We start from the raw sequence: 13,819 nt of genomic DNA, 5'->3' as shown, positions 1-13,819 counted from the left end.
CTGAATTACTTTGATTTTTAGCGCTGATGAGGTGCTATTATCCAGAGCCAGTTTTGACTATTTTAGGGAGCCACTTTGCGCACACTCGTCGGCGATCTGCTCGCCTGCCATCTCGGACAGGCGACGTCGGGCACGCTGGGCAAGCGTCTTTATGACGCCCTGCAGCAATCTATCCAGGCGGGCATGGTCGCGCCCGGCACTCGCCTGCCCGCCTCAAGGGATCTGGCGAAAGAGCTGGGCGTGTCGCGCAATACGGTGATGGCCGCTTACGAGCAGCTGCAGTCGGAAGGCTATCTCTCTACCCGCGCGGGCAGCGGCACCTTCGTCAGCGCCGTGCTGCCGGAGAGCGATCTCTCCGCCATCGCGCCGCCCGTTGCTGAAGGTCGTTCAACCGATGGCATCACGCTTTCCCGACGAGGCGAGCAGCTGCTGAACCGCGCGGGCGCCAGTCAGCGCCAGTGGGGCGCATTTATGCCCGGCGTGCCGGACGTACGGCATTTCCCGCAAAAAACCTGGCGTAAAATTTCGCGGCGTTTAAACCTGCGGCTGCCGGTGGAAACGCTGAGCTATTCGCAGCACGGCGGCTACGCGCCGCTCCAGCAGGCGCTGGCGGACTATTTGCGCGTGGCGCGATCGGTTAAATGCACGCCCGAGCAAATCCTGATTACTTCCGGCACCCATCAGTCGCTGGATCTGCTGGCGAAAATGCTCTGCAATCCTGGCGATCGGGTCTGGGTAGAGGAGCCTGGCTATTGGGGCCATCGCAGCGTGCTGGAGATCAACGGCCTGGAAACGGTGCCCGTGACGGTGGATGATGAAGGCCTGACGCTGCCTGCGGAAGAGGCGCACGTCTCGCCGCCGCGGCTGATCTGCGTCACGCCTTCCCACCAATATCCGACCGGTGCGGTCATGGGCCTGGCGCGTCGTAAGGCGCTGCTCGATCGGGCGCAGGCCTGGGGCAGCCTGATTGTCGAAGATGACTACGACAGCGAGTTCCGCTTTGGTGAAAATCCCGTGCCGGCGCTGCAGGGGCTGGCGCAGGCCGGCAACGTCATCTATTTAGGCACCTTCAGCAAAACGCTCTATCCGGGGCTGCGCACCAGCTATATGGTGCTGCCAGATTCGCTGACGGCGCGCCTGAAAATCGCCCATTCCGAACTCTATCGCGGCGGCTACGGCCTGACTCAGCTAACCCTGGCGGAATTTATCCGCGAGGGCCACTACGCGGCGCACGTTCGCCGTATGCGCCAGCTTTACAGCCAGCGACGTGAGGCGCTGGTCACGGCGATCCGCCAGCAGCTGGGCGAAGCGTTTATCGGTCAGGAGAGCCACGCCGGACTGCATCTGATCCTGGCGCTGCCGCAGGAGATCGACGACGTGGCCTTCAGCGCCGGGCTGGAGCAGGCAGGCGTCTGGACTCGCCCGCTTTCGGTTTACTATATGGGCGTAGCCAAAAGGCGCGGCCTGATCCTGGGCTACGCCTGCGTCGAGGCGGAAGCAATGGCGGAAACCTTCCGCCCCATCGCCCGCGCCCTGCTGCCGCTGCTGCAGCGCTAAGCCCGTTTTATTGCGGGCGGTCGCTTTACTATTTATTCCGGAATTTTTCAGGCGTTATTAATAATTAAAAATACCGAACATGAGTAACAATATTCATGTAAAGGCACTGCTTAAATAGCGCTATTCTTCTCATGCAGGAAAATAGACTTTTTGTGCTAATTTTTTGTAATTAGGATATTAGCCCGTTTACTCTGTGGCTATCAAAAAATAATATTTCCCTCGCTGTATTAACCTTATATACAAGGAGAAAGTAATGAGAGAAATCAGCCAACACGAAGTACAGAGGGTAAGCGGCGCCGGTCTGGCCGAAGTCATTACCGGTATCGGTTCAGCGATGGAAAACGTTTCAACTTCATTGCAGACTACCGTTGACTCTATTGCCAGCGCAACAGATGGCTGGACAATTATGGGCCTGACGCATAAGGCGCTGGCGCTGTCACGCACCTATGCGAAGCTTTCTTTCCTGTCCAGCTTCCTGAGCAGCCTGAATAGCGCAGCGACGGACACGACCTCCGATAGCTCATCTGCTGCCTAAAAGGGCAGATACCGGTTCTGTATAAGGCAGGTCTTCGCGATCTGCCTTTCTTTTGCGGTTAACTTTTCTGTCGTTCGCGCTGGTCGGTTTTCTTTAAGGCGATTTAACGCTTCCGGAATGCAGGATGGCCAGACTTCTCTTCGTTAAAGACAATGCCCAACTGTTGGCGTACCTCATCCATAGTGGCGAGCGTCAGCAGCGAGCTGGCCAACGGGCGAACCGAAGAATCGGTCATGCCCTGACCTATGCACCAGGCAAAATGATCGGCTTCATGATGAAGCTGGACGTAGCGATTGTTCGGTTCTTCCCAGCGCAGCGTTTTGTTTCCCTGGCTGGCGGTCAGCACAAAGCCGCCCGGCGCGTAGAATTGCCCGTCCAGCACGATAGTCGCCTCGCGGCCGGCAATAACCGCTCTGCCCGGCGTATTGCTGAACAGCGTGGTGTTCAGCACCGAATGCATGCCGTTTTCGTGCTGCAGCAGCATTGAGGCCTGCCCGTTAACGCCGCCTTCGGCAGGCTGGCCGCTGGCCTGAACGCGCGACGCCGCGCCGCCGATCATCATGCTGAAGGCGATAAGGTAGCTGCCTAAATCCAGCATCGGGCCGCCCGCCAGATCCGCGTTGAAAATGCGGTGATCGGGGGTAAAAAACTCGCCGTGATCGGCTATCAGCGTATGCAGATCGCCCAGCGCGCCGTCAGCGAGTAGCTGGCGCAGGACGCTATATTTCGGCGTGAAGTCGCACCACATCGCTTCCATACAGAGCACGCCCTGCCGCTGCGCTTCCGCCTGCAGCTGCGCGCCTTCACGCGCGTTGAGCGCCAGCGGCTTTTCAATCAGCACGTGCTTGCCTGCTTGCAGCGCCTTCAGGCCGTCGGGAAAATGGTGGTTGTGCGGCGTAGCGATATAGATCGCATCCACATCACGGGCCGCGTACAGCTCATCCGCGCAGGTAAAAACCTGAGGGATAGCCCATTTATCGGCAAAAGCGCGCGTTTTTTCGCCGTTGCGTCCGGCAACGGCGGCCAGCTTCTGCCTGCCGTTCTCCCGCAGCGCTTTGGCGAAATGCGCGGCGATCCAGCCGGGGCCAAGAATGCCCCAGCGTAAAGCGGGAACGGTTTCGGGATTGGGAAGTTTAGGTACGGGTAAAGAAGAGGGAAACATACCGGCTCCTTGTATTTTGCGGACTGCCGTCCGGGGAAAAGAGGTCTGTGCCGGCTGTTTCGCCGGTCTTATCAACACTATATGCCCGGAAACCCTGGAGGGTACCCGACGCTTTGATGGAAAACCCTCAGCCCTTTTTCTTCTACCAACGTGCAACAGCATCCGCGTTAACCTGGCGAAAAACCCTTTGGCACGCTAAGCTCGCCGCCACACTCCAATGTTAAAATATCTGTATGAAACGTAAAATGATTGCTCTTGCGGCGCTGCTGGCCGCCGCCGCAGGCGGGCTTTATCTGACTTCCGGCAGCCATCAGCAGGATCCGCACTACTATGCCGCCGCCTGCGTGGTGATCAATGATATGCACGCCGCTGCCTCAGAAGCGGACTTCACTGATAAACTGCGCGAAGTTATCATCAATGAAAACTCTTCTTACGCGTTCGATAAAGTCTCTTTCGACGCCGTATCGGCACGCGGCGCCTTCCAGCGCTACAAACGGCTAAACGCTCAGGATAAAACCCGCGCCGGCCAGGGAATGGACGCCTGTCTGGATCTTATGCTGCCCAAAACCACCCGCTAGCGAGCGCGGCCTGGCGCTGACAGGCCGTTTTTCTCCCCGACAACGGTTTACCATTTCTGTAGCATTTTCCACTCTGCAGCGACGGCAGAGAGATATCCTCCGTCAAGGATAGCTCTCCGTTCGGCTGCGGCGATCTACCTAAGCCTGGCGCTAAATGAGACTGGATATTATTTATTTCCACACTGAGCAGACCAGTTTCCCGGCTATTTCCCGTGGCAAAAGCGCTATTTTTAAGGCCACGGAAAAGCGAATTCTTCTTTGATAAAAGTAAAAAATAACAAACAACAATAGCGCCTGAGGCGAAATTAATAAGAACAAGCCTTCCTGAAACAGAATGATTTTTGTTATTAATAAATTATCCTTAACAAGCTTTTATGGTATTTGTCTGTAAATTACACTGCCGTCTCATTACTGATTTAAACTAAGGTAATAAAAGCTATCATGGATCTAACAAAGTTGTCTGCTTAGGAAGGAAGAGATAGATAGTATGCAAGCTGAATATTATTACGTGACTCAACAACCTGAACCGACCGATTTTCATTTGCTGCACAGGCGCGGATGCCAGAAAATGCCACAAAAAGATAAGTTGGCTTTTATCGGCAGTTTTTATGCGCCGATGCAGGCGTTAACCATTGCCCGGGTTCGCTTTGGCAGCCAGGTTAAAGCATGCTATTTCTGCTGTCAGGTGCGCCATGAGCGTCAGGGCCGCTCCCCTTCGCCCGTCACCTGCCGCCCCTGAGGCATAGCGACGGTATATTCACTCAGGCGGGCAAGCAAATAGTCCACAAAGCACTTGATTCTTTTCGGCGTCCGCCTGCTTTGACTGTAAACCGCGTAAATGTCCGCTGAAGGGAGCTGCCAGCAGGAGAGCACCTGAACCAGCCTGCCGCTAAGGATCGCTTCGCGGGCATCCCACCAGGATCGCAACACCAGACCATGACCATCCAGCGCCAGCCGCATGGCCACTTCGCCATCATTAGTGGTCAGACTCCCCTGTACCTTTTGCCGAATCTCTTTTCCCGCCTGGCTAAAACGCCAGATGGTAAAATCAGCCTCGTGCTGCCGCAGCACGATGCAATTATGCTGCGCCAAATCTTCGATGCGCTGCGGCGTGCCGTGGCGCGCCAGATAGTCCGGCGAAGCGCACACCACCCGATGGTTAGCAGCAATACGCCGCGCCACCAGCCGGGAATCCGGTACGTCGCCGATCCGAATATCCACATCAATACCTGCATTCAAAAAATTGAGCGGCTGACTGGAGAGCTGTAAATTCAGCGTCAGCGCGGGGTGTTGGGCGGCAAACTGCGAAACCAGCGGCGCGACGTAGCGACGTCCGAAACCGAATGAGGCGTTGATATTCAGGCTGCCCTGTAGCGTAGCGCTTTCATGGCTGACCTCTTCTTCCAGCAGCGCCAGCTGGCTAAGAATAGGCCTGGCGCCTTCAGCGTAGAGAACGCCTTCAGGCGTGAGTTCCAGCCGTCGGGTAGTACGCCTTACCAGCTGCACGCCAAGTTTTTCCTCCAGCAACGCCAGCCTTTTGCTGACCGCAGGGAGGCTCAGCCCCAGCTCACGAGCCACTTCGGTCAGGCTGGAAAGCGCGGCGACGCGCATAAAAAAGCGCAGATCTTCGCTGGTTGTCGCCAGTTCTCTACTTCTGGTTAACATTGCATTGAATTCCAGGCTAATTATTTAACCATAATGCTGCAATAGACTCGGCGCGGAAAGCTAACTTTTTCAGGAGAAGCAGCATGGCCGTAGCGAACTATCGGATCGCCGTTATCCCCGGCGATGGAATTGGCAAAGAAGTGATGCCGGAAGGCGTAAAGGTTATCAGCGCCGCTGCCGAAAAATTCGGCATCGCGCTTGAGTGGAGCTGGTTTGATTTCGCCAGTGCCGACTACTACCAGCAGCACGGCAAAATGCTGCCGGATGAGTGGTTCAGCCTGCTTGAGCCTTTCGACGCCATCTATTTCGGCGCGGTCGGCTGGCCCGATATCGTACCGGATCATATTTCGCTGTGGGGATCGCTGCTGCAGTTTCGCCGACAGTTCGATCAATACGTCAATCTGCGCCCGGTCAGGCTGTTGCCGGGCGTAAAATCGCCTCTCGCCGACCGCAAGCCTGGCGATATCGACTTTTACGTGGTGCGCGAAAACACCGAAGGCGAGTACTCCAGCGTAGGCGGCACCCTGTTTCCCGATACGGAAAGAGAGATTGTGATTCAGGAAACGGTAATGACCCGAACAGGCGTTGACCGCATCCTCAAATACGCTTTCGATCTGGCGCAAAAACGTCCCGCCAGGCATTTGACTTCCGCCACCAAGTCTAACGGCATCGCGATCACCATGCCGTGGTGGGACAGTCGCGTGGAAGCCATGCATAGCCGCTATCCCGAGCTAACCGTGGATAAATACCATATCGATATTTTAACGGCGCACTTTGTCCTGCACCCCGACAGGTTCGACGTGGTGGTCGCCAGCAATCTTTTTGGCGACATCCTCTCCGATCTGGGGCCGGCCTGTACCGGCACTATCGGTATCGCGCCTTCCGCTAATATCAATCCGGAAAGGAATTTCCCCAGCCTGTTTGAGCCGGTACACGGCTCCGCGCCGGATATCGCCGGCAAAGGCATAGCCAATCCGGTTGGGCAAATCTGGTGCGGCGCCATGATGCTGGAACACCTGGGCCATAGCGAAGCGGCCAACGCCGTGCTGGCGGCCATTGAACAGGTGCTGGGAAACGGTGACAAGGCGCTGCTGACGCCGGATATGGGCGGCGCGGGCCAGACGGTCGATACAGGCAACGCTATCGCCGCCGCGCTGTAAGGCGGTAATAAAGAAAAGATCGCTTGCCAGTAACCCCCAGCGAGGGGAAACAGGATACGGAGAACTCGCGCCTGGCCATGGATGGCGGATTTTACCTGTGGTGGCAGGTCATCCCGGGCGGGCGTTTTTCTCTCCATTTCCCCTTTATTTCTCCTCTTTGTCTGATAATTGCAAATATTAGCGGCAGAGAGTTTGTAAACATAAAAAATTATGAGAGTATTCTTATTAAAAACTGGATTTAATTATGTCGCATGGATTTCCCGCCATTATTTATCATCTGAGAATATTCCTGGCTAGTAATTACCGATTTAACTTACTCGATTTAACAATCATCTTAAACACGCCTTTTTTTACGATAAAATTTGGCGATAACTTATACAAATTACTAAAGAAAGAGGTTAAGGAGCAGTGAAACAACTTATTCATCGTTAAGAAATAGCTGCAACATTGTTAATAAAATAGTCAGTAAAACAAAATCACCCAGTATTTGATGCTAAAAAGACATCTAAAAATAGATTTTATGTTTGATGATTAATATTTATCGCAAACAGCAAAACAATCCTCATTAAAGCAACTCACCAGAATAAAATAATAAGAAACAAAAAAAACCTCAGGCTTAACAACTATATTTGTGTGTAATCATAAAATTTTTCAAAAGCAAAAATTGAGTATTGAGAGGCGTTTAGCTCAGCGGGTACTATAGCCCTATTCGGGTAAGGAGCTCCCGTTTGGCGCGCTTCAGAAGCCGCCTGGAGATTCGCATGGAGGCAAAAATGGACTGGAAAAGTGCAAAAATCTACGGTTACATGATCGAACCCGATATCCAGGTAAACATCGCCCAGAACCGGGTGATTAATATTACCCAGCTCTCAAATGAAAAGAGCCGAAGCGTAATAAAACTCAGAAAAACCATGATGCGTCTTTTTCTTTATCTTCTGGAGCATGCTGACAGCAACGTTATTGCCAATGAAGAGATATTAACGAATGTATGGGACAAATATGGCCTCAGCTCTTCGTCGCAGCGGCTGTGGCAGGTTATGCATTGTCTGAGAAATAAGCTTTCCATGCTGGGTATTTCCGACGACTTTATTACTCGAACCGAAAAGGATCACGTAAGGGGCTTTTGCATTAATAAAGAACGCGTTAAGCCCATTTACTATTTTGACGCCAAGAATTTGTAGTAAAACGCTCTACAAATACCGTCGCAGACGGAAAAAATAATCTCCCTTTACAAGGGCGGATTAGTTTTAACTTTTTTTAATATAAGGATATATCATGAAAAAATTATTGATTGTGGCCGCTATGGCGACTGCTTTTGCTGGGGTCAATGCTCAGGCGGCATCAGGCGGTACGATTACATTTAACGGTGATCTGAATGCCAATACCTGTGATGTCGTAGTAGCCGATCAGGCTGCGGACGCTACAGTCACCCTACCTTCTGTTGGTACCTCCTCTCTGACAACGGCAGGACAAGTTGCTGGTGAAACGAAATTTGAAATGGCGTTAACCAATTGTACCGGTTCTCTGACTACAGTATCTGCGTTTTTTGAAAACGGCGATACTGTTGATAGCAATGGTCGTCTGCTTAACAAAGCGACCGCTGGAGCAGAAAATGTAGTACTGCAGCTCATTGATTATACTGATAATGAAGATTCAGGGAAAATTATTAATATCGGTTCCCAGGATCAGATCACCACCGCTAATTATGCCACTATTGCCAGCGGCAAAGCGGGATTGTCTTATGCCGTCCGCTATTATGCCAATGGTGAAACAACAGCTGGTACTGTGACCAGCTTCGTTAACTATAACCTGCAGTACAAATAATATCGCCAGGCAGGGGGACGATAGTCTCCCTGTTTTTCTCAGAGAAGACAGGCATGAATAAATCTTTATTTTTAAGCATCAAAACTTTTGGTTTCGTTCTGCTGGCGACGCTATGCAGCGTTGCCTCTGCAAGCGTGGTTATTACCGGCACGCGGGTTATTTATCCTTCCGATGCCAGGGAAGTCAGCGTAAAATTAAATAACACAGGCAAAAGACCCGTTTTAATCCAGAGCTGGATTGATGACGGCGACGCGAAGGCCAAACCGGAAACGCTTCACGTACCTTTCGTACTTACACCACCCATTAATCGCGTAGAGCCGGAAAAAGGACAAACGTTGCGTATCAGCTATAACGGCCAACCTCTGCCTGCCGACCGGGAATCAGTATACTGGCTGAACGTGCTGGAGATCCCGGCGAAAAACCCACTGCTTAAAGATGAAAATTATTTACAGATGGCTTTTCGCTCGCGCATAAAACTTTTTTTCAGACCGGTCGTGTTGAAGGGCAAAGCTAATGAGGCAGCAAAAGCGCTGGTCTGGCATACGCAGGGTCAGCAGCTCACCGCTAAAAATCCTACACCCTATTATATTTCGCTGGTCGGCATTGCGGTTAACGGAAAACAAGTTGAAGCCGATATGATTGCCCCTTTTGCAAAAGCATCATTCACTCTTGCCGGTAAGGCAGGCGAAAAAATTACCGTAACCTATGTCAATGATTATGGCGCAGTTGTTAGTTTTGATACACAGATAAAATAATCATATAGCTTTTGTCACGGCAAGTTGGTGACTGTTAACACGGTTTTTTATAAAAAGGATTTTTATGGAAAACACTTTTATACAGGGAACAAGGTGGAAAAAATTATTTTTTATTTTCCCTTTTATTTCTTCCGCCCATGCGTTAAATACCACGCCTTCTCTTCCAAATGAGACGGCGCAAAACGTTGAGTTTGACTCAACTTTTTTGAACGTTGGCGATAAAAGTACTATTGACCTTAGCCGTTTCGCAAACGGCGCTTCCGCGTTACCGGGAACTTATCTTACCGCAGTCTATGTGAATAACGATCACCTGGGAAATTATCAAATCCAGTTTAAAACTAACGGTGATAACATCGTTTTACCCTGTATTTCTGACGATATTGTAAAAAATATCCCTTTTAACGACAGTAAACTTCCTGCAGATTTTTTGAAACAGGAAAAAAAACAGCCGGGCTGTATTAATCTTACGGCAAAAGTTGAGGGCACTCACGTTGCCTATGACAGCAACGAACAGCGCCTCGATATCGCCATGCCGCAAATATATCTGCTGCGCAACGCGCGTGGACAAATAAGTAAAGATCGCTGGGACAGCGGTATCCCAGCGGCGCTGCTGAGCTATAACGCCAGCGCCTACAGCAGCGAGAGCGGAGGCAGTAGCTACAACTCTCTCTACGCCAATCTCAGCGCCGGACTCAATATTGCCGGCTGGTATCTGCGCCATAACGGCAGCTGGAACTGGGTTGAAGAGGGTGAAAAGAAATACAGCGCTATCAATACTTATATGCAACACAGTATTCCGGCGCTGAACAGCCGGATGCTGCTTGGTCAGGCGAATACTTCTGGACAGCTGTTTGATACGCTGCCTTTTACCGGCGCGCAGCTGGCCAGCGATGAAGCTATGCTGCCAGGTTCGCTGCGCGGCTATGCGCCGGAGATCCGCGGCGTTGCTCGTACCAATGCACGGGTGACTGTTCGTCAGTCAAATCAGGTAATTTATGAAACCACAGTGCCGCCTGGCGAGTTTCTGATTAGCGATCTCTATCCAACTGGTTACGGCGGTAATCTGGTCGTGACCATACGCGAATCCGACGGCAGCGAACGTCACTTCGAGGTCCCTTACTCTTCCGTCGCACAGCTGCTCAGGCCGGGCAACAGCCGCTATTCTCTGACTGCCGGCAGGCTACGCAACAGTTCGCTTGCGGAGGAGCCCATGTTTTATCAGGGCACGCTACAGTACGGCCTGAGCAATATGCTGACCGCCTACGGCGGTTTTCAGGCCAGCCCGAACTATTACGCGTTGCAGTCAGGGCTCGCGCTGGGCACCGAGCTCGGCGCTTTTGCGCTGGACGTCACGCACGCCCGCGCCAGCCTGGAAAACCACGGCAACACTACTTACGACAGCGCCATGAGCGGTCAGAGCTTTCAGCTCAGCTATAACCACACCGTCAGTGAGACCAGCAGCCAGGTTTCGCTGGCGGCCTATCGTTTCTCCACCAGCGGCTATATGGATTTGATGACGGCGATGCAGACGCGGGAAGCGCTTGCCGAAGGCGAGTTATCAATGGAGTCGCTCTGGCGCGCTAAAAACCGTTTTGTGGTTACGGTCAGCCAGGGATTGCCTGACAGCTGGGGACGCCTTTACGTCAGCAGTTCGCTGCAGGATTACTGGAACCGGAGCGGCAGCAGCAAGCAGTATCAGCTCGGCTACAGCAGCCACTATAAAAGCTTATCCTGGGGTGTCAGCATCAACCGAACTTACTCCCTGAACGGCACCACGGAGAATAATTACCAGCTGAACTTTAGCCTGCCGCTGGATAACAGGATGACGGGAAAGACTTCTCAGCTGCGTATGGATCTGGCCCGCAACAGCAGTGGCCGCACCTCGGAACAGGCGTCGCTAAGCGGCTCGGCGGGCAAGTTTAACCAGTTCAGCTACGGCATTACCGCGACGAATGCCAATCAGGGCGTGGGGAGCAGCGGCTCTCTCAACGGTTCCTGGACCAGTCCTGTCACCTCCCTTAGCGCCTCCTGGAGTAAGGGATCGGGTCATCAAAGTTTTTCCGCTGGCCTGAACGGTACCGTGCTCGGCCATGCAGGCGGCGTCACGCTGTCGCCTTACACCTCCGATACCTTTGCGCTGGTCGAAGCGGAAGGCGCCCAGGGCGCCAAAGTTTCGAGCTATGCCGGCGTTTACGTCGACTGGAACGGCTACGCCGCCGTGCCTTATCTGAACGCCTGGCAGCTGAACGAAATCTCGCTGGATCCCAACGGCATTTCCGCCGACGTGGAGCTGGAAAATACCACGCAGAAAGTCGCTCCCTGGGCAGGCGCCATCGTGAAGCTGAAATATAACACCCGGCACGGCAGAGCACTGCTGATCACCGCCACCTATGAAGGCGAACCGGTGGCTTTCGGCGCAGAGGTGCTGGACAGCAAAGGCACCCATGTCGGTATGGTGGGCCAGGGCGGCGAAATTTACGCCCGCGTTCAGGAAGAGAGCGATCGACTACGGGTGAAATGGGGAGATAGCCCGGATATGCAGTGCAGCCTGAATTACGCGGTTCCGCCGCAGACCAGTTCTGAACAGGGCGTAATTCAGCGCATTGAGGGCCTCTGCGAGGCGGATACAGTTCGCATTACACAGCCAGGGCAAGAGAGGGCGGAAACGCCGCATGATGCCAGTCACAGCCACAGTTAACACGGATGTCATAAATGAAAATTTTAAACCTGATTAAACAGCGCGGCTATGCCGCTACGTTATTGACCTTAATGGCCGGCACTTTTTTCTGGAGCCAGCAGAGCTTTGCCTTTAGCTGTAAACTGATGCCAAACCTGGGCGTCATGAATTTCACTATGCCGTTGCAGGGCGGCAACATTACCGTAGGGCCTGACGTCAGCAACGGCACCATCATCTATCGTCAATATTTTAAGCCTTCTCGCGAGACGCAAATTTCCTGCGAAGACAATACGATCTCTTATCAACCGACTATCAGCTGGTATTACAGCAATAACCCTAATCCCGTTTCCAACTGGTCGGACGGTACATTTTCCGTAGGAAAAGTCTATGAAACAGGCATCCCTGGAGTAGGTATTGCCATTTACACCTATGATAAACCGGCTCGTTACACGGTCCCTTTCGACTATCAGGCCTGGCAGAAGGAGTACAGCACTTCCGGCACTTTATGGCGGGCGCAAGGCGGTTTTGAATTTGATGTCGTCTTAATCAAGACCGGCACTATTAGTCCGGGCACCCTCAGCGGCGCGCAGCTGCCTACGGTGAAATATGACTTTAAGGCGCAAAGCATTACGCCAATAAACCTGGGTAGCCTGAGCTTTTCCGGCGCGCTTAATATCGTGTCGCAAACCTGCCAGACGCCGGATGTTATCGTGCCGATGGGAAGCTATGACGTCGGCCGCTATTTTACCGGCACGGGTAAAACCACCGAATGGAAAGACGCCACTATCAAACTGATCAACTGTCCACGCTTCTATGGCACGCTGAACGACAGTCGTAATACCTGGACGTCCAACGACGGCAGCAGCGCTCTCGGCACCTTTACCAACAATGTCTTAAACCTGGTGCTGTCACCGAACACCTCAATTATCGACAGTGCGAACGGTATCCTTGGGCTGAAAACAGGCAGCGACAGCGCCACAGGCATCGGCATTCAGATGGCTTATGGCACCACTTCCGATACTTCGCCTCCCCTGGTTGATTTCAGCAACAGTAAAAATTACGTGATGCAAAGCGATACGGCGACCACGCAGTCGATGCCGCTTATCGCTCGCTATATCCAAACTGACTCGGCCGTTACCGCAGGGAAAGCAGATGCGACCGTTACCTTTACCATCAGCTACTACTGAAAAAGGAGAAGTATTTTTCAGGCGTAACAGGGACAAAATAAAGAGGGAATTATGTGCATATATGTTATTTCTGACGATATCTATTTTGTGGCCGGATTGAAATATTTCCTGGCCGCAAACGGTATCGAAATGAGAGGATTCAGCTATGAAAGCTGGCTGAATGAATTTCAACCCGGCGACCTGACAAAAGAAGACACTGTAATTATCGACGTCAATTTCACCAACTGCCATACCAAACTCGGCATGGCAAAAAACATTGACTATTTCGGCATTAATATCGTATTTATTGTCGACCTGCCGTTGCAAAACGAGCATAAAGGCTTTCACCCTTACTGGCTTATTTCCAAGAAAAGTGCTTTTAAGAAATATATTCCGTTATTAAAAGCGACACCCAGTGATGAAGCATTGCACTATAACCAGCTATCAAGAAAGGAAACGCTTATTCTGAAGGAGCTTGCCTCCGGAAATTCCGCAATATTTATTTCGCGCAAGCTAAACATTTCCGTTAAAACCATCAGCTCGCACAAGCAGAACGCCGTGCGCAAACTGGGAATGGTGCATATGAACGATATGGCGCTGGTTTGTTATAAAGAGATCCTTAATCTCTATTCCGGCTTTAACAGCCGCTATCAGGGGGCGCGCAACGCGCCGTCATGGAGGAGCGCTTCGCCGCCCTGTTCCCGTTTGCAGTAAGAAAAAACAGGCAGGAGGCCGCAGAC

At 52.3% G+C, this 13,819-nt stretch carries 13 protein-coding genes; 11 read left to right on the top strand and 2 right to left on the bottom strand.

Going from position 1 to position 13,819, the window contains the following annotated elements:
• Window positions 1-75: 75 nt before the first annotated feature.
• Window positions 76-1,557: a MocR-like pyridoxine biosynthesis transcription factor PdxR gene (gene pdxR / locus MKZ79_RS10135; RefSeq protein WP_336141702.1), complete on the top strand. Its 1,482-nt coding sequence runs from the start codon at window positions 76-78 to the stop codon at window positions 1,555-1,557.
• A gap of 253 nt (window positions 1,558-1,810) precedes the next feature.
• A complete protein-coding gene (locus MKZ79_RS10130; protein ID WP_336141700.1) occupies window positions 1,811-2,092 on the top strand; it encodes a hypothetical protein in 282 nt (93 codons plus the stop codon).
• 103 nt (window positions 2,093-2,195) lie between these two features.
• Here the strand turns inward: MKZ79_RS10130 and MKZ79_RS10125 are convergent, their stop codons facing one another.
• A complete protein-coding gene (locus tag MKZ79_RS10125) occupies window positions 2,196-3,254 on the bottom strand; it encodes a Gfo/Idh/MocA family protein (RefSeq protein ID WP_336141698.1) in 1,059 nt (352 codons plus the stop codon).
• Between the two features lie 245 nt (window positions 3,255-3,499).
• Between MKZ79_RS10125 and MKZ79_RS10120 the strand changes: the two genes are divergently transcribed.
• Both MKZ79_RS10120 and MKZ79_RS10115 read left to right on the top strand, forming a co-directional pair.
• A complete protein-coding gene (locus MKZ79_RS10120; RefSeq protein ID WP_336141696.1) occupies window positions 3,500-3,832 on the top strand; it encodes a hypothetical protein in 333 nt (110 codons plus the stop codon).
• 487 nt (window positions 3,833-4,319) lie between these two features.
• Window positions 4,320-4,571, top strand: a complete 252-nt coding sequence (locus MKZ79_RS10115) for a hypothetical protein (protein WP_336141692.1) — start codon at window positions 4,320-4,322, stop codon at window positions 4,569-4,571.
• Here the strand turns inward: MKZ79_RS10115 and MKZ79_RS10110 are convergent.
• Complete coding sequence (locus MKZ79_RS10110; RefSeq protein WP_336141690.1) at window positions 4,532-5,497, bottom strand: LysR family transcriptional regulator; 966 nt, start codon at window positions 5,495-5,497, stop codon at window positions 4,532-4,534. The two genes, MKZ79_RS10115 and MKZ79_RS10110, sit on opposite strands and share 40 nt — an antisense overlap.
• A gap of 83 nt (window positions 5,498-5,580) precedes the next feature.
• Between MKZ79_RS10110 and MKZ79_RS10105 the strand changes: the two genes are divergently transcribed.
• The 7 genes from MKZ79_RS10105 to MKZ79_RS10075 all read left to right on the top strand — a co-directional run bounded on the left by MKZ79_RS10105 (window position 5,581) and on the right by MKZ79_RS10075 (window position 13,793).
• Window positions 5,581-6,657 carry a tartrate dehydrogenase gene (locus tag MKZ79_RS10105; RefSeq protein ID WP_336141687.1) on the top strand — a complete coding sequence of 359 codons (1,077 nt, stop codon included), beginning with the start codon at window positions 5,581-5,583 and terminating at the stop codon, window positions 6,655-6,657.
• Window positions 6,658-7,385: 728 nt separating this feature from the next.
• The gene (locus MKZ79_RS10100) at window positions 7,386-7,838 is read left to right on the top strand and encodes a winged helix-turn-helix domain-containing protein (protein ID WP_336141685.1); all 453 of its coding nucleotides are present in this window, start codon (window positions 7,386-7,388) and stop codon (window positions 7,836-7,838) included.
• Between the two features lie 94 nt (window positions 7,839-7,932).
• On the top strand, window positions 7,933-8,481 hold the full coding sequence (locus tag MKZ79_RS10095) for a fimbrial protein (protein ID WP_336141683.1): 549 nt from the start codon (window positions 7,933-7,935) through the stop codon (window positions 8,479-8,481).
• A 53-nt stretch (window positions 8,482-8,534) separates the two neighbouring features.
• Window positions 8,535-9,236 carry a fimbrial biogenesis chaperone gene (locus MKZ79_RS10090; RefSeq protein ID WP_336141681.1) on the top strand — a complete coding sequence of 234 codons (702 nt, stop codon included), beginning with the start codon at window positions 8,535-8,537 and terminating at the stop codon, window positions 9,234-9,236.
• A 64-nt stretch (window positions 9,237-9,300) separates the two neighbouring features.
• Window positions 9,301-11,934, top strand: coding sequence for a fimbria/pilus outer membrane usher protein (locus MKZ79_RS10085; RefSeq protein ID WP_336141679.1), 2,634 nt, complete (start codon window positions 9,301-9,303; stop codon window positions 11,932-11,934).
• A 14-nt stretch (window positions 11,935-11,948) separates the two neighbouring features.
• Window positions 11,949-13,100: a fimbrial protein gene (locus tag MKZ79_RS10080; RefSeq protein WP_336141677.1), complete on the top strand. Its 1,152-nt coding sequence runs from the start codon at window positions 11,949-11,951 to the stop codon at window positions 13,098-13,100.
• A 51-nt stretch (window positions 13,101-13,151) separates the two neighbouring features.
• A complete protein-coding gene (locus MKZ79_RS10075; RefSeq protein WP_336141676.1) occupies window positions 13,152-13,793 on the top strand; it encodes a helix-turn-helix domain-containing protein in 642 nt (213 codons plus the stop codon).
• The last annotated feature ends 26 nt before the right edge of the window (window positions 13,794-13,819 follow it).

The sequence above is a fragment of the Erwinia sp. CGal63 genome, assembly GCF_037026505.1.
Lineage (GTDB): Bacteria > Pseudomonadota > Gammaproteobacteria > Enterobacterales > Enterobacteriaceae > Erwinia.
Note: the sequence above shows the minus strand (reverse complement) of the source record. Positions and strands in the feature narration are given on the sequence as shown.

Bases quoted from the DNA above. Each gene is read 5' to 3' on its own strand.
- MKZ79_RS10130 (WP_336141700.1), top strand. From the start codon at position 1,811: ATGAGAGAAATCAGCCAACACGAAGTACAGAGGGTAAGCGGCGCCGGT.
- MKZ79_RS10125 (WP_336141698.1), bottom strand. From the start codon at position 3,254: ATGTTTCCCTCTTCTTTACCCGTACCTAAACTTCCCAATCCCGAAACC.
- MKZ79_RS10120 (WP_336141696.1), top strand. From the start codon at position 3,500: ATGATTGCTCTTGCGGCGCTGCTGGCCGCCGCCGCAGGCGGGCTTTAT.
- MKZ79_RS10115 (WP_336141692.1), top strand. From the start codon at position 4,320: ATGCAAGCTGAATATTATTACGTGACTCAACAACCTGAACCGACCGAT.
- MKZ79_RS10110 (WP_336141690.1), bottom strand. From the start codon at position 5,497: ATGTTAACCAGAAGTAGAGAACTGGCGACAACCAGCGAAGATCTGCGC.
- MKZ79_RS10105 (WP_336141687.1), top strand. From the start codon at position 5,581: ATGGCCGTAGCGAACTATCGGATCGCCGTTATCCCCGGCGATGGAATT.
- MKZ79_RS10095 (WP_336141683.1), top strand. From the start codon at position 7,933: ATGAAAAAATTATTGATTGTGGCCGCTATGGCGACTGCTTTTGCTGGG.
- MKZ79_RS10090 (WP_336141681.1), top strand. From the start codon at position 8,535: ATGAATAAATCTTTATTTTTAAGCATCAAAACTTTTGGTTTCGTTCTG.
- MKZ79_RS10085 (WP_336141679.1), top strand. From the start codon at position 9,301: ATGGAAAACACTTTTATACAGGGAACAAGGTGGAAAAAATTATTTTTT.
- MKZ79_RS10080 (WP_336141677.1), top strand. From the start codon at position 11,949: ATGAAAATTTTAAACCTGATTAAACAGCGCGGCTATGCCGCTACGTTA.
- MKZ79_RS10075 (WP_336141676.1), top strand. From the start codon at position 13,152: ATGTGCATATATGTTATTTCTGACGATATCTATTTTGTGGCCGGATTG.